The sequence below is a fragment of the Bacillus proteolyticus genome, from assembly GCF_001884065.1.
In the GTDB taxonomy this organism is placed as follows: Bacteria; Bacillota; Bacilli; order Bacillales; family Bacillaceae_G; genus Bacillus_A; species Bacillus_A proteolyticus.
The window spans coordinates 211,263-228,968 of record NZ_MACH01000054.1; the positions used below are offsets into that span (position 1 = coordinate 211,263).

Here is a 17,706-nt window from a genome sequence, read left to right on the forward strand (position 1 = left end):
CGAATTATGGGAAAATAAGGTGACAAAAAGTAAGATTTCATGTAAAATTATTAATAAGGTTTTTATTTAACTAAATGAAATAAAAGGGGCTGTCAAAGTTGTCTCAAAATCGAGAGCAATTAATGGAAGAACTATCGACAAATGTTTTTGCTATGTTTCGCACGCTGCGTAATGATATTGGAAAAATATTTGGTGGTTACATACCGTGGAATGAGTTCATCGTCCTTAGAATATTGAATCGCACGAATAAAGAAATGGTATCACGTGTAGCGAATGAGTTAAATGTGTCGAATAGTCATATTACAGCTGTTACAGAAAAATTAATTAATAAAGGCTTTGTAACTCGTTCACGTTCTACATCAGATCGCCGAGTTGTATATTTAGAGATTACAGAACAAGGGAAAGATTTAGTGGCGAAAATGGAAGAGGAGAAAAAGAAATATTTACAAGAAAGATTCTCTGCACTTTCAGAAGACGAAATGAATGTAATGATATCTATTTCTAAAAAACTTATTTAAATAATTATAAATAAGAAAACGCTTACGTAATGACAAAGAAGGCTTTCCTTATATAGTGGAGGTCTTCTTTCGTATGTAAAAGATTATAAAAAAGAAAATATGTACCATACTACTAGTAAAGGAAGGAGGTAGAAATATGACGAATCGTAATGGTAGTAAAGGTAGCGGAAATCAAGGTTCACCAAAATCAGGACAATTCCAGCAGGAGTTTAGTACTGAATTTGAAACAGGTAATGATAACAAAGGAAAAGAATATCGTTCGAAAAAAGGAAGCAAATCAAAAAAGGAGTGAGATAATTCACTCCTTTTTTGATTTAAGATGCTGCCGATTGATCTGTATTATATTTTTCTTCTGATTTCGCGACAATCATTGCGCAAATTGCATCACCGGAAATATTTACAGCTGTTCTAGACATATCTAGGATGCGATCAATACCGATAATTAAAGCAATACCTTCTACTGGTAGGTTTACTTGATTTAAAACCATCGTAAGCATTACAAGTCCAACACCTGGTACACCAGCAGTGCCGTCCATATTAATCGTTGCACCTAGTGGTTGTACAAAAGAGCTTATCGCTTTTGGAACTCCAAGTTTTTCTTGTGCAGTTTTCATTGCAAATGGAAGAGATGCATTAGAGCTAGATGTACTAAATCCAATTGCCATTACCGGTCCAAAATGTTTAAAGAAACGAATAATACTTTCTTTTGCCAATACCTTTAATAAGCCGCCGTATACGAAGACACCGTGAATAATGTTGTTTTTATAGATTTGTGAAGCAGGCATTTCTGCTGAGAAATAGGGATAAGAAAATAAAAAAATAAGACCATCACATATAGGATGGTCAAGGGAAGGGGACAATTTATGTCAATTTAATTAGGGATGGAAGTTGCTTCTAGACACTGGGGAATGTCTTATAAATTAGGGAGGAACAACTTCGATACATATACTATAAAAGGTGGATGTGACCTAGATGTGAACATGGAGTGAAAGAGAGAGGGAGTTTCAAATAAAAGATAGAGTAAACAAAAAAATAAGACCATCACATATAGGATGGTCAAGGGAAGGGGACAATTTATGTCAATTTAATTAGGGATGGAAGTTGCTTCTAGACACTGGGGAATGTCTTATAAATTAGGGAGGAACAACTTCGATACATATACTATAAAAGGTGGATGTGACCTAGATGTGAACATGGAGTGAAAGAGAGAGGGAGTTTCAAATAAAAGATAGAGTAAACAAAAAAATAAGACCATCATATAAAAGATGGCCTAGGGAAGGGGACAATTTATGTCAATTTAATTAGGGATGGAAGCTGTTCAAGACACTGGGGAATGTCTTATAAATTAGGGAGGAACAACTTCGATACATACACTATAAAAGATAGATGTGACCTAGATGTGAACATAGAGTGAAAGAGGGAGGGAGTTTTAAGTAAGAAGAAAGAGAGAGTAAAAAAATAAGACCATCACATATAGGATGGTCAAGGAAGGGGACAATTTATGTCAATTTAATTAGGGATGGAAGCTGCTTCTAGACACTGGGGAATGTCTTATAAATTAGGGAGGAACAGCTCCGATACGTATACTATAAAAGGTAGATGTGACCCTCGTGTGAACTTGGCGTGAAAGATATGGGAATTTGAAAAAAGGGTAAAATAGTTGTAGGTGTAAGAGTTATAGTATAAGTGGAGATATAATAGAGAATATTCTTTTGTAAAATAATAGGAGTCTGAATATAAATAAAAGTTGAAATCTATGAAAAAAAGGATTATGCTCAACTATATTATGAGAATATAAGGGTTATCCCGCTACTTGTAGGCTCTTAAAGGGTCTTTATTTATGAGGGGATAAAAGCTTCACTTGATAAAGGGAGTTAGTGATATGGAAGTAGCAAAAAAACAAGGGGTGTATAATCGCATTATACGATTAAATCCACCACAAATTTTAGCATTAGGCTTTTTTTGTTTAATTGTGGTCGGAGGATTGTTATTAAAGTTACCGTTTGCAACGAAAGTACATATTAGTTGGGTAGATGCTTTCTTCACAGCTACGTCGGCAGCGACTGTAACGGGTTTAGGCGTTGTAGATACTGCAAGTACATTTACGATGTTTGGTGAAATTGTTATTATGTTTTTAATTCAAATAGGTGGTCTCGGTCTTATGACGATAGCCATTTTAATTGTTTGGGTATTAGGTAAAAAAATTGGTTTACGTCACCGACTATTAATTGGAGAAGCATTTAATCAAACAAATATTGGTGGTCTTGTGAAATTAGTGAAACGAGTTTTTATTTTTTCTATTTGTATTGAGCTAATTGGAGTTATCTTTTTATCGATTCGCTTTATTCCAGAGTTTGGATTTGGAAAAGGTTTATACTATAGTATTTTTCACGTTATTGCGTCATATAATAATGCCGGTTTTGCGCTTTGGCCAGATAATTTAACAAGATACGTAGGAGATCCTATTGTTAATATTGGGATTTGTTCTTTAATTGTAATAGGAGGGCTAGGGTTTACGGTATTAATTGATATATGGTATAGTCGCAGTTTCCGAAAATTATCACTTCACTCGAAGATCATGATTGTTGGAACGATAGCACTTAACATTATTGCGATGATTGTGATTTTTGTATTGGAATATAATAATGTGAAGACTTTGGGACAACTATCTTTAAATGAAAAGTTATGGGCTTCGTTCTTCCAAGGAATTACACCTCGTACAGCCGGTTTTAACACGATAGATTATGGCGGCATGGAAGAGTCGTCGATATTATTTACGATGATATTAATGTTTATTGGTGCAGGAAGTGTATCGACAGGTGGTGGAATTAAGTTAACGACATTCGTTATTTTAATTACATCAGTTCTTTCTTTCTTTAGAAAGAAAGAGGATTTTGTTTTATTTCATCGTACGATTAAAATGTCGACAGTAACGAGAGCGTTAGCAATTGTCGTTGCTAGTCAAATACTTATTTTTACAGCGGTATTTGTATTAATGCTTACAGAAGACTTCAGTTTTATTCAGTTATTATTTGAGACAATTTCAGCGTTTGGCACAGTAGGATTAACAATGGGGATTACTGCGAAGCTATCGGCGTTTGGAAAATGTATTATTATGTTTGTTATGTTTTGTGGATTAATCGGACCGTTAACACTTGTTTTCTCTTTGGCACGACCAGCGAAACAAAAAATTAAATATCCATCAGAAGATGTATTTACAGGATAAGGTATCCCGCATAAAGCGAGATACCTTTTTCATTTTAAAAAAGAGAGAACAATAACCCAATAAGCGCCACTCGGAATAAAATCGCAATAAGTGCAGCGATACCACCTACAATGGCAGCGATACCGCCAGTTACAGTAGCCCCACGATTATATGCGTAAATACCGAGTAAAACAGACACAAGACCAAACAGTGTTGGGAATGTAAATAGCGATAATATTGCTAAAGCAAGAGCAATAAAACCAGCAGTCGATCCAGCTGCAGATGATCTTACATCATCGTTATCTTTATCATCATAATCAATACGTTGTGGTGCAACTTCAGCCGCGTATTCTTCTTTATAGTCACTATAATCACTATCTATTCGATCTCTTTTTTTATATTCATCAAATTTCTCAGTCAAAGTAAGGACTCCTTTCATAACAAGGTTCAATAATAGTATGTTTCTCTTTACTGTTTTTATCCCGCTATTTGCGAGCAGTAAGACTCCCGCCTCAAAATTCGGCTGGGGCGAAGAAGTTAGGTGGGAGTCGGGCTGCCCGTAAACGCCCGATTGGTGAAGGCTAATAATCAGTGGGGGATGAACAAAACCCCACTGATTAAAGTTTCACTTTATCCGAGCCTGTACAGGGAGTAATATCCAATTGGAAAGTGAAAATGTTTTTTTAAAATAGGAAAACTAAGTATGACTTCCTCTATTTTGGAAAGTATAAAAAAGAATAATGAGGAAAGGGTGCAATACATAATGGAACATCCAATTGAAAATTTAATGAAAACAGCAATGACAAATTTAAAAGAGATGGTAGATGTAAATACGATTGTTGGAAGTCCAGTTTCAACAGCTGACGGAAATGTAGTATTAACAGTGTCTCAAGTGGCTTTCGGTTTTGGAGCTGGTGGAAGTGACTTTAAAGGGGAGTTTATTTCTGAAAAACATAATGGCGGACAAGGGCAGCATAAAGAGAACAAGCAAAATCATCCATTCGGAGGCGGAAGCGGGGCTGGGGTTTCTATTAGCCCAGTTGCTTTTTTAGTAGTTGGTTCTAACGGTGTGCAAGTATTGCATCTCAATAGTAGTACACATTTAATTGAAAAAGCTCTAAATACTGTACCAAGCACTGTAGATAAATTTGTAAATGGTCGTCACAAGTAAACTTGCATTTTTTAGGAATTATGATATATTAGAAAAAGTGCGCTTTAGGATGATCGGAATAATTGAACTGTAAATATATATGATGTGTGGAATAAGGGAGAGGAATTTATGATTAATATCAAAAACTTAGTAGTTGGCTTATTTATGTTAGTAAGCGGTTTTGTTGTATATGTAATAAAAGAAAAAGCTCCATTCTAAAACAGACAAACCGTTAATGTCTGTTTTTAATTTGTAAAAAATGTTGACAAGTTATTGTATTGGTGTTAAAATTTTAATTCGTGTCTCGGTTAAAGCTAGTGTAAAGTAAATAAATCTTATGAATATAATACGAAAAGTTTGCGAAAGATCGGGTAGTCTTACCAACAACTTTTGTGAACAAACCCTATAAATTGTATATGTAAGCTTTATATGTATACTAGTGAATCAAGGAGCGGTCAGTGGAACCGTAATGATGAGAGAGAGGTAGGGCTTTCATCCAGTATATGTTACTTTCCCGTTAGGTGAATATAAAAAAGAGGGCTCCTTTTGAAAAGGAGCCCTCTTTCTTTTGTGTATTGTAATTTGTAAAAATTTAAATGCGACTTTCAACTTGCTGACAAATTTCATCTGTTGTTAAACCATGAGCTGTAATTACCGATCCTTTTATTGATGTATCTGCAATACCCATCATATTAGAATCTTGCCCAGTTACAACACAACAATCGCACCCCTGTGCATCGTGTTCTGAGTTAAGTGTAACGACTTCATGTCCATGTTGCTGAAGAGCTTGTTGAACATCTGTTAACGAGTTTTCAACGCCAATTCTAGCCATAATTCTCACCTCCTACCATCTAGTCGTTAGTATGCTCAAGTTTTTACCATATATTTATGAAAAGATGGTAGGAAGAGAATATTTGTTTAGTCGTTATATACACCAGTAAGCATTTGACTTACGAACTGATCGTTTAAAGTATCTTGGGCGGAAGAAGTATTTGAATGAATGCCGATTGAAGCAATAAAATTATTATGTTCTTTATTATTTGGTTCTACCTCTACATAATTATCGAATTTACAAAAACCTTTCGTATCCATTAGATCAAATAGTTGAAGCATTTCTACTACCTCTTGTCTCGTTCCTTTAATTTGTACACACGCCATATTGATTTCCTCCTTCATTTTGACAAATTGTTTTTTAAAAATAGGATTATGATTACGAAATGAAAAATATGAATGTTATTTTTAGACAGCGTTATTTTTATTATTTTCCCCCTTTTTCAGCAAAAGTCGTTGTATATTCCCGAATTTATAAAAACGGACGTCCGTTTATTGAATACAATAGATTCGTATCAATTGACAAAAATCCTTCTTTTAAACAAATATTTTTTTTAGTGGAAATTGGCGAAAAAAATTTTTTGACTTTTTGTAAACGTTAACAATGCTGTTAAATCAATATAATCAAAGATGTACGTACGATTAAAAATTAAAAATTTTCTAAAAATTCACTTGATTTATTTAGAAAGGAGAGTAAACTAGGAAACAATAAAAAACTCATAGAACATAGGGGGCGCTTTCCAGTGAACGAGCAATGGATTTTCTTAAATGGAGAATTTGTTCCAAAAGACGAAGCAAAAGTTTCAGTATATGATCATGGCTATTTATATGGCGATGGAGTGTTCGAAGGGATTAGGGTGTATAGCGGTAATGTTTTCCGTTTGAGAGAGCATCTTGTCCGGTTATATGAATCAGCGAAATCCATCATGTTAGAAATTCCATATACGTTAGAAGAAGCAATGAAGATCGTTGTTGAAACGATTCGACATAACAAACTATCTAATGGATATATCCGCCTAGTTGTGTCAAGAGGACCAGGGAATCTTGGATTAGATCCCGATTCTTGTACGAAACCAAATGTAGTAGTAATTGCAGAACAACTATCTTTATTCCCACAAGAATATTATGAAAAAGGGATTCCAATTATAACAGTTGCAACGCGTCGTAATCGCCCAGATGTTTTGTCGCCTCAAGTAAAATCTTTAAATTACTTAAATAATATTTTAGTTCGCATCGAAGCGAAATTAGCTGGAGTACAAGAAGCACTTATGTTAAATGATCAAGGGTATGTAGCTGAAGGCTCTGGAGATAACGTATTTATTGTAAAAGGAAATAAATTAATTACACCGCCAAGTTCTGCTGGGGCGTTAGAAGGTATTACACGAAACGCAATTTTAGAAATCGGCGAAAAGCTTGGGTATGACGTAAGAGAAGAATTATTCACAAGGCACGATGTATATGTAGCTGATGAAGTGTTTTTAACAGGAACGGCTGCTGAAGTCATTGCTGTTACGACAGTAGATGGTAGAACGATTGGTTTAGGAAAAACAGGTCCACATACAAATCGTCTATTAGAAGAATTTCGTAAATTAGTTGTAGAAGATGGTGAGAAAATTTACGAAGAAAATAAAGTTGGATAATAACTCTTTATGACATGATAAAACGTTGATAGGGAGGAGTAGTTGATTGTGAAGCCTCACAGAGAGTCGGTGGTTGCTGAAAACCGATGGTTCACGTCGACGAACATCGCCCTTGAGTGCTAAGCTGAAGCATTTGTCTAGGCTTAGACGGTAGCTCCGTTATTAGCTAGACTCATCCCGAGTCACTGAGGCAAGAGTATTCTTGCAAAGAAGGGTGGTACCGCGAAATCTTTCGTCCCTTCAGCACATAGCTGGAGTGTGGACGTAGGATTTTTTTATTTTATAAAGGGTATAAAAAGGGGGCTTATAAGAAAAATGTCTTCAAAAACAGAAGAGAAACTGGCAACTGGTGCACAGCTATTGTTAGAAGCGCTAGAAAAGGAAAGAGTAGAAGTGATTTTCGGTTATCCAGGTGGTGCTGTTTTACCTCTATATGATGCGCTTTATGATTGTGAGATTCCGCATATTTTAACGCGGCATGAACAAGGTGCAATTCATGCCGCTGAAGGATATGCAAGAATTACAGGGAATCCAGGAGTTGTAATTGCAACAAGCGGGCCTGGTGCTACAAATGTTATTACTGGTCTAGCTGACGCGATGATTGATTCATTACCGCTTGTTGTATTTACAGGGCAAGTAGCAACAACGTTAATCGGGAGTGATGCTTTCCAAGAAGCTGATATTATGGGGCTTACGATGCCGGTGACGAAACATAATTATCAAGTACGAAAAGCATCGGATTTACCTCGAATTATTAAAGAAGCATTTCATATAGCTAGAACAGGAAGACCGGGCCCAGTTGTAATTGACCTTCCGAAAGATATGGTAGTAGAGAAAGGTGAGCGATGTAGTGATGTACAAATGGATTTACCAGGATACCAGCCTAATTACGAACCGAATCTACTACAAATAAACAAATTATTACAAGCGATTGCGACTTCAAAAAAGCCGTTAATTTTAGCTGGAGCAGGTGTATTACATGCAAAGGCATCGAAAGAATTAACAAGCTTTGCTCGTAAATATCAAATTCCTGTTGTGCATACATTACTTGGTCTTGGTGGTTTTCCGCCTGATGATAAATTATTTCTTGGGATGGGAGGAATGCACGGTTCTTACACGGCTAATATGACGTTATATGAATGTGATCTACTTATAAATATAGGAGCAAGATTTGACGATCGTCTTACTGGGAATTTAGCATATTTTGCTAAAGAAGCGCTTGTCGCACATATAGATATTGATCCAGCGGAAATCGGAAAAAATGTGCCGACTGAAATTCCAATTGTTGCGAGTGCGAAGCGGGCGTTAGAAGTATTACTTCAAACAGAAGGAAGTAAAGAAAATCATCATGAATGGCTCTCTTTATTAAAGAGTAGAAAAGAAAAATATCCATTAACTTATAAACGAAATTCTGAAAGTATTAAACCTCAATACGCGATTGATATGCTATATGAAATTACGAAGGGAAAAGCCATTGTAACAACAGACGTTGGGCAACATCAAATGTGGGCAGCACAATATTATCCGCTGAAAAATCCAGATAAATGGGTAACTTCTGGAGGCTTAGGAACAATGGGATTTGGATTTCCAGCAGCAATTGGTGCACAAATTGCAAAGCCAGAGGAATTAGTTATTGCCATTGTCGGTGATGCGGGATTTCAAATGACCCTGCAAGAACTAAGTGTATTAAAAGAGCATTCTTTACCAGTTAAAGTGTTTATTTTAAATAATGAAGCTTTAGGAATGGTAAGACAATGGCAAGATGAGTTTTATAATAAACGATATTCGCACTCCATACTTTCGTGTCAACCAGATTTTGTTGCCCTTGCGAATGCATACGGCATAAAAGGCGTCCGTATTGATGATCCACTTCTTGCAAAGAAGCAATTAAAGCATGCGATTGAATTACAAGAACCAGTATTAATTGATTGCCGCGTACTTCAATCTGAAAAGGTTATACCGATGGTTGCCCCAGGAAAAGGGGTTCACCAAATGGAGGGAGTGGAGAAAAGGTGAAGAGAATTGTTACAGCGACAGTTCGAAATCAAAGCGGTGTGTTAAATCGAATTACAGGCGTTATGACACGTAGACATTTTAATATTGAAAGTATTTCAGTAGGGCATACGGAATCGTCGGATATTTCAAGGATGACGATTGTTGTACATGTTGAAAGTGAACAGCAAGTTGAACAGTTAATTAAACAACTGCATAAGCAAATCGATGTCCTAAAAGTCTCTGATATTACAGAAGAGGCAATGATTGCTAGAGAACTCGCGCTTATTAAAGTGGCAACTTCAAGTGTAACAAGAGCAGAATTATATAGTTTAATTGAACCGTTCCGAGCCGCTGTAATAGATGTTGGAAAGGATTCCATAGTGGTGCAAGTAACAGGTACCCAGGAGAAAGTAGAAGCGTTAATTGAATTGCTTCGTCCATACGGTTTGAAAGAAATTGCTAGAACAGGTGTAACAGCATTTACGCGTAGTATGAAAAAACAAGATAAACAAGTGATGTTAATTCAATAATTATTTAAATATAGGGGGAAATGAAAATGGCAAAAGTTTATTATGAGAAAGATGTAACGGTAAATGTATTAAAGGACAAGAAAGTAGCAATTATCGGATATGGATCGCAAGGTCATGCGCATGCGCAAAACTTACGTGATAACGGATTTGATGTAGTAGTTGGACTGAGAAAAGGAAAGTCATGGGATAAGGCGAAAGAAGATGGCTTTTCTGTATATACAGTAGCGGAAGCAGCACAACAGGCGGATGTAGTAATGATTCTACTACCTGATGAATTGCAGCCAGAAGTATATGGAGCTGAAATTGCACCAAACTTACAAGGCGGGAATTCTCTTGTGTTCGCACATGGCTTTAATGTTCACTTTGATCAAGTAAAACCGCCAGCTAATGTAGATGTATTTCTAGTAGCGCCGAAAGGCCCAGGGCATCTAGTGCGCCGTACGTTTGCTGAGGGCGGAGCTGTTCCTGCATTGTTTGCAGTATATCAAGATGCAACAGGAGTTGCGACTGAAAAAGCACTTTCTTATGCTGATGGAATTGGAGCGACGAGAGCTGGTGTATTAGAAACAACGTTTAAGGAAGAAACAGAAACAGATTTATTTGGAGAGCAAGCTGTGCTTTGTGGCGGAGTAACTGCGCTAGTAAAAGCTGGATTTGAAACGTTAGTTGATGCAGGATATCAACCTGAACTTGCATATTTTGAATGTTTACATGAATTGAAACTCATTGTTGATCTTATGTACGAAGGTGGACTTGAAAATATGAGATATTCAGTTTCAGATACAGCGCAGTGGGGCGACTTCGTATCAGGACCACGCGTTGTTACTGAAGATACGAAGAAAGCGATGGGAGAAGTGTTAGCAGAAATTCAAGATGGTACATTTGCAAGAGGTTGGATTGCAGAGCATAAAGCAGGAAGACCACATTTCCAGGCGACAAATGAGAAAGAAAATGAACATGAAATCGAAGTAGTTGGACGTAAATTACGCGAAATGATGCCTTTCGTACAGCCACGAGTAAAGGTAGGGATTAAATAATATGAAGCAGATTTTGTTCATGGATACGACGCTTCGTGATGGCGAACAATCACCAGGAGTTAATTTAAATGAACAAGAGAAATTGCAGATTGCAAGGCAACTAGAGAGACTTGGTATTAATGTAATGGAAGCGGGATTCGCAGCAGCTTCTGAAGGTGATTTTCAATCGGTAAAACGTATCGCAAATACCATTCAAAATGCTACGGTTATGAGTTTAGCTAGAGCGAAAGAAAGTGATATTCGAAGAGCCTATGAAGCGGTGAAAGGTGCTGTCTCTCCTCGTTTACACGTATTTTTAGCTACAAGTGACATTCATATGAAATATAAGCTTTGTATGTCAAAAGAAGATGTATTAGATAGCATTCATCGCTCGGTTACGCTCGGAAAATCGTTATTTCCGACAGTGCAATTTTCAGCAGAAGATGCAACAAGAACATCGAGAGTATTTTTAGCTGAAGCAGTAGAAGTAGCGATTCGTGCAGGAGCGAATGTAATCAATATTCCTGATACAGTTGGATATACGAATCCAGAAGAATATTATTCTCTTTTTAAATACTTACAAGAATCTGTTCCTTCGTATGAAAAAGCAATTTTCTCTTGTCACTGTCACGATGATCTTGGGATGGCAGTAGCGAATTCGTTAGCTGCGGTTGAAGGCGGAGCATTGCAAGTAGAAGGAACGATTAATGGAATTGGAGAAAGAGCGGGGAATGCAGCTCTAGAAGAGGTCGCAGTTGCTCTTCATATTAGAAAAGATTTCTATGAAGCAGAGTCTTCTATGACGTTAAAAGAAATTAAAGCGACAAGTACATTAGTAAGTCGTTTAACAGGTATGGTTGTACCAAAAAATAAAGCGATTGTTGGAGCGAATGCATTTGCTCATGAATCAGGTATTCATCAAGATGGTGTTTTAAAAGAAGTGACGACATATGAAATTATTGAACCGACGCTTATAGGTGAATCTCAAAATCTATTTGTACTTGGAAAACATTCTGGTCGTCACGCATTTACGGAAAAAATGAAAGAACTAGGCTATGAATTTACAAAGGAAGAACGTGATGCGGTATTTGAAGCTTTTAAAAAATTAGCTGATCGTAAGAAGGAAATTACTGAAGAAGATTTACGAGCGCTTATGCTTGGTGAAGCAGCATTTGCGGCGCAGCAATATAACATTACGCAATTACAAGTGCACTTCGTATCAAATAGTACACAATGTGCGACAGTTGTGCTGAAGGATGAGGAAGGAAACGTATACGAAGATGCAGCGACTGGTTCTGGTAGTATTGAAGCAATTTACAATGCAATCCAAAGAATTTTAGGATTAGAATGTGAATTGGCAGATTATCGCATACAATCTATTACGCAAGGTCAAGACGCACTTGCCCATGTTCATGTTGAATTAAAAGAAGGAATGCATCAAGTATCAGGTTTTGGTGTTGCACAAGACGTATTGGAAGCTTCGGCGAGAGCTTATGTCCACGCGGCAGGGAAATTGAAATCTTTTATAGCGCTTGTAAAGTAAATGTTAGATAAGTGAGGAAAGTTCTCCTCACTTATCTAATTAAAGTTCTGAAAATTCAGTTGAAGGGGTGCTTAAGTTGGAAAAACGTATTGTTTGTTTAGCTGGTGATGGTGTTGGTCCGGAAATTATGGAAAGTGCGAAGGAAGTATTGCATATGGTAGAGAGGCTATATGGACATCATTTTCATTTACAAGATGAGTACTTTGGTGGGAGTGCTATTGACGTAACTGGGCAACCATTACCGCAGCGAACACTTGCCGCTTGTTTAGCAAGTGATGCGGTTTTACTTGGAGCGGTTGGTGGCCCACGGTGGGATGGTGCGAAAGAAAGGCCAGAGAAAGGATTATTAGCTTTAAGGAAAGGACTTGGTGTATTTGCGAATGTTCGACCTGTAACGGTAGAAAGCGCAACTGCACATTTATCGCCATTAAAAAACGCTGATGAAATTGATTTCGTTGTTGTTCGTGAATTAACAGGTGGCATTTATTTTTCTTATCCGAAAGAACGAACAGAAGAAGTGGCAACAGATACTCTTACTTATCATCGTCATGAAATTGAACGTATCGTCTCGTATGCTTTTCAATTAGCGAGCAAACGGAAGAAAAAAGTTACGTCTATTGATAAGGCGAATGTTTTAGAGTCTAGTAAATTATGGCGAACTGTTACGGAAGAAGTAGCTCTTCGCTATCCAAATGTTGAATTAGAGCATATTCTAGTCGATGCAGCTGCTATGGAATTAATTCGTAATCCAGGTCGATTTGACGTTATCGTAACAGAAAATTTATTTGGTGATATTTTAAGTGACGAGGCTTCTGTATTAGCGGGATCGTTAGGAATGCTTCCATCAGCAAGCCACGCTGAAAATGGTCCTTCGTTATACGAGCCTATTCACGGATCAGCACCGGATATTGCGGGGAGAAATAAGGCGAACCCAATTGCGATGATGCGTTCTGTTGCAATGATGCTTGGACAATCATTTGGATTAATGAGAGAAGGGTCTGCAATTGAATCCGCAATATCTGCAGTTCTTCAATCGGGAAAATATACAGCAGACATTGGGGGAGATGAGACGACAACTTCATTTACGAAGGCAGTTATTCAAGAGATGGAAGAGCAAGCGCTAGTAGGGAGAGGAAGATAATGGGGAAAAGATTACTAGATAAGCTTTGGGAGAGACATGTAGTTGCGACAAACGAAAATGGATTGGATTTATTATATATCGATCTTCATCTCGTTCATGAAGTAACGTCACCGCAAGCCTTTGAAGGCTTGCGGCTTACAAATAGAACTGTTCGGAGACCAGAATTAACATTTGCAACGATGGATCATAATATTCCAACGAAAGATGTTTGGAATATTACCGATCGTATTGCGAAGCAGCAATTGGATACACTTCGTGAGAACTGCAAACAATTTCAAGTGTCATTAGCTGATATTGGTGATGAAGAGCAAGGGATTGTCCATGTTATAGGACCAGAACTTGGACTCACGCAGCCAGGGAAAACGATTGTTTGCGGTGATAGTCATACAGCAACCCACGGTGCTTTCGGAGCGTTAGCATTTGGCATTGGTACGAGTGAAGTAGAGCATGTATTAGCAACGCAAACGCTGTGGCAACGAAAACCGAAAGCGATGGGTATTGAATTAAAAGGAAAGTTACAGAAAGGTGTTTATGCAAAAGATATTATTTTACATCTCCTTTCAAAGTACGGCGTAGCAGTTGGAACCGGATATGTAATGGAATTTTACGGTGAGACGATTCATGCTATGGAAATGGAAGAGAGAATGACACTTTGCAATATGGCAATTGAAGGAGGAGCGAAAGCTGGTATCATTGCACCAGATGAAAAAACATTTTTTTATGTAAAAGGGCGTAAATATGCACCGAAAGACTATGGAACTTTTACGGAAAAATGGTCGGAGCTTTATACAGATTCAGATGCAATTTATGATTTGCATATTTCGATAGACGTTACGGATTTAGCACCGTATGTTACTTGGGGAACAAATCCTAGTATGGGTGTTCGCATTGATGAAAAATTACCAGAAAAGCGTGATGAAAATGATGAAAGAGCATTTTCGTATATGGGATTGAGTCCTGGACAAAGCACTTTTGAAATTCCAGTTCAGCATGTTTTCATAGGATCTTGTACAAATTCCAGGCTATCTGATTTAGAAATTGCCGCATCTGTTGTAAAGGGGAAAAAGGTAAAAGACGGTGTGCGAGCCCTCGTTGTTCCTGGGTCTAAAAAGGTAAGAGAAGCAGCAATGCAAAAAGGATTACATCGCATATTTGAAGAAGCGGGGTTTGAATGGAGAGAGCCTGGATGTTCAATGTGTCTTGGAATGAATCCGGATCAAGTGCCGGAAGGAGAACATTGTGCATCTACTTCAAATCGTAACTTTGAAGGAAGACAAGGAAAAGGAGCAAGAACGCATTTAGTTAGCCCAGCAATGGCAGCAGCAGCTGCGTTATATGGTCATTTTGTTGATATTAGAAAGGAGAGTTACGATGGAGCCATTTCGTATTCATAAAGGTACTGCCGCAGTACTTATGAATGACAACATTGATACAGATCAAATTATTCCGAAGCAATATTTAAAGAGAATTGAAAGGACGGGATTTGGACAGTATTTATTTGATGAGTGGCGTTACGATAATGAGCGTCATGAAAATCCTAATTTCCCTCTTAATGCTCCAGAAAGAAAAGGGGCAAGTATATTAATTACAGGTGATAATTTTGGGTGCGGTTCTTCAAGAGAACATGCTCCGTGGGCGCTTGCTGATTATGGTTTCCGCGTTATTATCGCCGGAGGGTTTGCAGATATTTTTTATATGAATTGTATGAAAAATGGTATGTTACCAATTGTAATGGATAAAGTAATGCGAGAACAACTTGCCAAAACTGATGCGAGAGAACAAATAGAAGTAGATTTAGAGAATGAAGTAATTACAACGAGTACGCACAGGTTTCATTTTACAATCGAGAAAATGTGGAAAGAGAAATTATTAAATGGTCTAGACGAAATTAGTATTACGATGCAATATGAACAAGAAATTGGAGAGTATGAAAGGAAAGTAGCTTTATATTAAGAAATAACGGAATTTTTAAAATGTATTTACATTCAGAATTAAGTGTTATATACTATGTAAAAATCAGAGTAGAAAGGGAGTAAGTATTATGAATATCGTGCAATCTATTAAAATGCTTACACAACTACATCATCATACATAAAACCCTTGAACCTAGCGTGAAAACGTGTAGGTACAAGGGTTATTCCCGTTGTACCTACACTCTACTAAAGAGCCTTGTAGGTATTTTGTCTACAAGGCTCTTTTTATTTTCGGTTTAGGTGAATGAAATAGGCATACATTAGAAAGGGAAAGGTGTGAGAATTTAGATGACAAAATGGAAACGTGCAAACCCAAATGGAACGAGAGACTATTTATTCGAAGAATGTACGTTAATTGAAGAAGTAGAACAAAAATTAAGGCGTACTTTTTTAGAGCGAGGTTATGAAGAAATAAGGACACCGACAATAGAATTTTATGATGTTTTTGCATTTCGAAGCAGGCCGATAGATGAGGAAAAGATGTATAAATTTTTTGATGAAAAGGGACGGATTATCGTGTTACGCCCAGATATGACAATTCCTTTAGCGAGAGTGATGGGAACGCAGAGCTGGGATACTCCGCTTAAACTGACGTATAGCGGGAATGTATTTCGGGCGAATGAGTCCCATTCTGGAAAATATAATGAAATCGTACAAAGTGGTATTGAAATTATCGGGATTGATAATGTAAGAGCTGAAATTGAATGCGTAATAAGTGTTATTCAGGCACTTCAAAAGTTAAAGGTGCAATCTTTTACAATTGAGATTGGGCAAGTACAGTTATATAAATGTATTGTAAAAAAACTCTCCATTTGTGATGAAGAAGAGAGTGTGCTTAGAACATATATTGAAAGTAAAAATTATGCTGCTCTATCAAATTTTATTAGAGAAAAAAAATTAGATCGATGTGATGAAACAGTAAGATTACTTGAGAAATTGCCAAGGCTATTTGGAAATTTAGAAGTTATTGAGGAAGCAGAAAAACTCGCCTCAAGTAATGAAATGAAAATGGCGATTGCCAGAGTGAAAGAAATATATGAAGCGATTGAAAAACTAGGCTATGGATCTTACATCTCAATTGATTTAGGTATGATTCAACATTTGGATTATTATACAGGTGTTATTTTCAAAGGGTATATATATGAAATTGGAGAAGAAATTGTTAGTGGAGGAAGATATGATGAGTTAATTGGGAATTTTGGAGAGATGCTACCGGCTGTTGGACTCGCGGTGCAAGTCAATCAAATTGTGAAGGCGCTGCAAGAGCAGCAAGAACCATATGAACGAAAGAAAATAGATATTATGATTCATTATGAGTTAAATAGATTAGCAGAAGCGGAAAGATTACGAAATTCACTTCAAAAGGATGGGAAAAAAGTAGAGCTATCTTTATTCCCTAATTTAAACGACACCTTTCAATTTGCTAGAAAAAATAAAATAGTAACGGTCGTAGAGGCAAAGAACGAATCATTAGTGGAATATGTATGGAAAGAGAAATGGGTATTCCAGAAAGAAGGAGAAACTTCATGCGTAACATTCAAATTGCGTTAACGAAAGGAAGATTAGAGAAGCATGTGATTCCATTGTTTGAGCAGATTGGAATTGATTGTTCGGAGCTCAAAAATAAAGGACGAAAGCTTGTCTTTCAAAGTAGAAATACAGATATCTCATTTATTTTAGTGAAAGCAGTAGATGTTGCTACTTATGTAGAACATGGAGTAGCTGATATTGGGGTCGTTGGAAAAGATATTTTAATGGAAAACGAGAAAGATGTTTATGAAATGTTGGATTTAGGAGTAGGCGTGTGTAAGTTTTGTGTTGCTTCTATTCCTACTTATAATCCGAAGAGTTACCGGAAGAAACGCATTGCTACGAAATATCCACATATTACTTCTAACTATTTTCATGATAAAGGGGAGGATGTAGAGATTATAAAAATAGAAGGTTCTGTAGAAATCGCTCCTATTCTTGGATTGGCAGATGCGATTGTTGATATTGTTGAAACAGGAAAAACATTACAAGAAAATGGACTCATTGTATTTGAGGAAATGTGTTCTATATCTGCTCGAATGATTGTAAATAAGGCTGCATTAAAAACTAAAAAAGACGAAATATTCAGTATTATAAATATGATGGAGCAAGAAATTTTGTCAGGAAAATAGGG

Annotated in this window: 19 protein-coding genes, 1 pseudogene and 1 other annotated feature; of the genes and pseudogenes, 16 read left to right on the plus strand and 4 right to left on the minus strand. The window is 36.9% G+C overall.

From position 1 onward, the window contains the following. Positions 1-98: 98 nt before the first annotated feature. Together BAQ49_RS07465 and BAQ49_RS07470 are read left to right on the plus strand one after the other, a co-directional pair. On the plus strand, positions 99-518 hold the full coding sequence (locus BAQ49_RS07465) for a MarR family winged helix-turn-helix transcriptional regulator (protein ID WP_071744812.1): 420 nt from the start codon (positions 99-101) through the stop codon (positions 516-518). Positions 519-654: 136 nt separating this feature from the next. After that, positions 655-810, plus strand: a complete 156-nt coding sequence (locus BAQ49_RS07470) for a hypothetical protein (protein ID WP_000184933.1) — start codon at positions 655-657, stop codon at positions 808-810. A 22-nt stretch (positions 811-832) separates the two neighbouring features. Here BAQ49_RS07470 and BAQ49_RS07475 read toward each other — a convergent pair. Next, positions 833-1,273: pseudogene (locus BAQ49_RS07475) on the minus strand (dicarboxylate/amino acid:cation symporter); the annotation flags it as partial. A gap of 1,127 nt (positions 1,274-2,400) precedes the next feature. On the opposite strand from BAQ49_RS07475, the gene BAQ49_RS07480 reads away from it, so the two are divergent. Next, positions 2,401-3,744 (plus strand): TrkH family potassium uptake protein, encoded by a 1,344-nt coding sequence (locus BAQ49_RS07480; protein ID WP_071744813.1) that lies wholly within the window; start codon positions 2,401-2,403, stop codon positions 3,742-3,744. 34 nt (positions 3,745-3,778) lie between these two features. On the opposite strand, the gene BAQ49_RS07485 is transcribed toward BAQ49_RS07480, so the two are convergent. Next, entirely contained in the window at positions 3,779-4,144 is a 366-nt protein-coding gene (locus tag BAQ49_RS07485) for a hypothetical protein (protein WP_000136552.1), read from the minus strand. 282 nt (positions 4,145-4,426) lie between these two features. On the opposite strand from BAQ49_RS07485, the gene ytfJ reads away from it, so the two are divergent. Together ytfJ and BAQ49_RS07495 are read left to right on the plus strand one after the other, a co-directional pair. Next, a complete protein-coding gene (gene ytfJ / locus BAQ49_RS07490) occupies positions 4,427-4,894 on the plus strand; it encodes a GerW family sporulation protein (protein WP_071744814.1) in 468 nt (155 codons plus the stop codon). Positions 4,895-5,002: 108 nt separating this feature from the next. Further along, a complete protein-coding gene (locus tag BAQ49_RS07495) occupies positions 5,003-5,092 on the plus strand; it encodes a hypothetical protein (RefSeq protein WP_000608227.1) in 90 nt (29 codons plus the stop codon). A gap of 373 nt (positions 5,093-5,465) precedes the next feature. Here BAQ49_RS07495 and BAQ49_RS07500 read toward each other — a convergent pair whose 3' ends face one another. Next, positions 5,466-5,705, minus strand: coding sequence for a YkuS family protein (locus tag BAQ49_RS07500; protein ID WP_002149532.1), 240 nt, complete (start codon positions 5,703-5,705; stop codon positions 5,466-5,468). 86 nt (positions 5,706-5,791) lie between these two features. Continuing rightward, the gene (locus tag BAQ49_RS07505; protein ID WP_071744815.1) at positions 5,792-6,031 is read right to left on the minus strand and encodes a DUF3911 family protein; all 240 of its coding nucleotides are present in this window, start codon (positions 6,029-6,031) and stop codon (positions 5,792-5,794) included. A gap of 59 nt (positions 6,032-6,090) precedes the next feature. On the opposite strand from BAQ49_RS07505, the gene BAQ49_RS34065 reads away from it, so the two are divergent. The 11 genes from BAQ49_RS34065 to hisG all read left to right on the plus strand — a co-directional run bounded on the left by BAQ49_RS34065 (position 6,091) and on the right by hisG (position 17,704). Beyond that, positions 6,091-6,306 (plus strand): hypothetical protein, encoded by a 216-nt coding sequence (locus tag BAQ49_RS34065; protein WP_044739212.1) that lies wholly within the window; start codon positions 6,091-6,093, stop codon positions 6,304-6,306. 141 nt (positions 6,307-6,447) lie between these two features. Continuing rightward, positions 6,448-7,344, plus strand: a complete 897-nt coding sequence (gene ilvE / locus BAQ49_RS07515) for a branched-chain-amino-acid transaminase (protein WP_071744816.1) — start codon at positions 6,448-6,450, stop codon at positions 7,342-7,344. A 16-nt stretch (positions 7,345-7,360) separates the two neighbouring features. After that, positions 7,361-7,587 (plus strand) — a binding site (T-box leader). A gap of 72 nt (positions 7,588-7,659) precedes the next feature. After that, on the plus strand, positions 7,660-9,360 hold the full coding sequence (gene ilvB / locus BAQ49_RS07520) for an acetolactate synthase large subunit (protein ID WP_071744817.1): 1,701 nt from the start codon (positions 7,660-7,662) through the stop codon (positions 9,358-9,360). Continuing rightward, entirely contained in the window at positions 9,357-9,869 is a 513-nt protein-coding gene (gene ilvN, locus BAQ49_RS07525; RefSeq protein ID WP_000822951.1) for an acetolactate synthase small subunit, read from the plus strand. Before ilvB ends, ilvN begins: the two co-directional genes overlap by 4 nt. Positions 9,870-9,895: 26 nt before the next feature. After that, complete coding sequence (gene ilvC / locus BAQ49_RS07530; RefSeq protein WP_071744818.1) at positions 9,896-10,906, plus strand: ketol-acid reductoisomerase; 1,011 nt, start codon at positions 9,896-9,898, stop codon at positions 10,904-10,906. A gap of 1 nt (position 10,907) precedes the next feature. Next, a complete protein-coding gene (gene leuA, locus BAQ49_RS07535; RefSeq protein ID WP_071744819.1) occupies positions 10,908-12,428 on the plus strand; it encodes a 2-isopropylmalate synthase in 1,521 nt (506 codons plus the stop codon). A gap of 76 nt (positions 12,429-12,504) precedes the next feature. After that, entirely contained in the window at positions 12,505-13,569 is a 1,065-nt protein-coding gene (gene leuB / locus BAQ49_RS07540) for a 3-isopropylmalate dehydrogenase (protein WP_071744820.1), read from the plus strand. Then, positions 13,569-14,963, plus strand: coding sequence for a 3-isopropylmalate dehydratase large subunit (gene leuC, locus BAQ49_RS07545; RefSeq protein ID WP_071744821.1), 1,395 nt, complete (start codon positions 13,569-13,571; stop codon positions 14,961-14,963). Before leuB ends, leuC begins: the two co-directional genes overlap by 1 nt. Further along, complete coding sequence (leuD, locus tag BAQ49_RS07550) at positions 14,941-15,522, plus strand: 3-isopropylmalate dehydratase small subunit (RefSeq protein ID WP_071744822.1); 582 nt, start codon at positions 14,941-14,943, stop codon at positions 15,520-15,522. Before leuC ends, leuD begins: the two co-directional genes overlap by 23 nt. Before the next feature lie 308 nt (positions 15,523-15,830). Continuing rightward, positions 15,831-17,093, plus strand: coding sequence for an ATP phosphoribosyltransferase regulatory subunit (locus tag BAQ49_RS07555; RefSeq protein ID WP_071744823.1), 1,263 nt, complete (start codon positions 15,831-15,833; stop codon positions 17,091-17,093). Next, on the plus strand, positions 17,069-17,704 hold the full coding sequence (gene hisG, locus BAQ49_RS07560) for an ATP phosphoribosyltransferase (RefSeq protein ID WP_071744824.1): 636 nt from the start codon (positions 17,069-17,071) through the stop codon (positions 17,702-17,704). Before BAQ49_RS07555 ends, hisG begins: the two co-directional genes overlap by 25 nt. The last annotated feature ends 2 nt before the right edge of the window (positions 17,705-17,706 follow it).

Excerpts from the sequence above, each read along its gene's own strand:
- BAQ49_RS07470 (WP_000184933.1), top strand. The coding sequence starts at position 655 with ATGACGAATCGTAATGGTAGTAAAGGTAGCGGAAATCAAGGTTCACCA.
- BAQ49_RS07480 (WP_071744813.1), top strand. The coding sequence starts at position 2,401 with ATGGAAGTAGCAAAAAAACAAGGGGTGTATAATCGCATTATACGATTA.
- ytfJ (WP_071744814.1), top strand. The coding sequence starts at position 4,427 with ATGACTTCCTCTATTTTGGAAAGTATAAAAAAGAATAATGAGGAAAGG.
- BAQ49_RS07495 (WP_000608227.1), top strand. The coding sequence starts at position 5,003 with ATGATTAATATCAAAAACTTAGTAGTTGGCTTATTTATGTTAGTAAGC.
- BAQ49_RS07500 (WP_002149532.1), bottom strand. The coding sequence starts at position 5,705 with ATGGCTAGAATTGGCGTTGAAAACTCGTTAACAGATGTTCAACAAGCT.
- BAQ49_RS07505 (WP_071744815.1), bottom strand. The coding sequence starts at position 6,031 with ATGGCGTGTGTACAAATTAAAGGAACGAGACAAGAGGTAGTAGAAATG.
- BAQ49_RS34065 (WP_044739212.1), top strand. The coding sequence starts at position 6,091 with ATGAAAAATATGAATGTTATTTTTAGACAGCGTTATTTTTATTATTTT.
- ilvB (WP_071744817.1), top strand. The coding sequence starts at position 7,660 with ATGTCTTCAAAAACAGAAGAGAAACTGGCAACTGGTGCACAGCTATTG.
- ilvC (WP_071744818.1), top strand. The coding sequence starts at position 9,896 with ATGGCAAAAGTTTATTATGAGAAAGATGTAACGGTAAATGTATTAAAG.
- leuA (WP_071744819.1), top strand. The coding sequence starts at position 10,908 with ATGAAGCAGATTTTGTTCATGGATACGACGCTTCGTGATGGCGAACAA.
- leuC (WP_071744821.1), top strand. The coding sequence starts at position 13,569 with ATGGGGAAAAGATTACTAGATAAGCTTTGGGAGAGACATGTAGTTGCG.
- leuD (WP_071744822.1), top strand. The coding sequence starts at position 14,941 with ATGGAGCCATTTCGTATTCATAAAGGTACTGCCGCAGTACTTATGAAT.
- BAQ49_RS07555 (WP_071744823.1), top strand. The coding sequence starts at position 15,831 with ATGACAAAATGGAAACGTGCAAACCCAAATGGAACGAGAGACTATTTA.
- hisG (WP_071744824.1), top strand. The coding sequence starts at position 17,069 with ATGCGTAACATTCAAATTGCGTTAACGAAAGGAAGATTAGAGAAGCAT.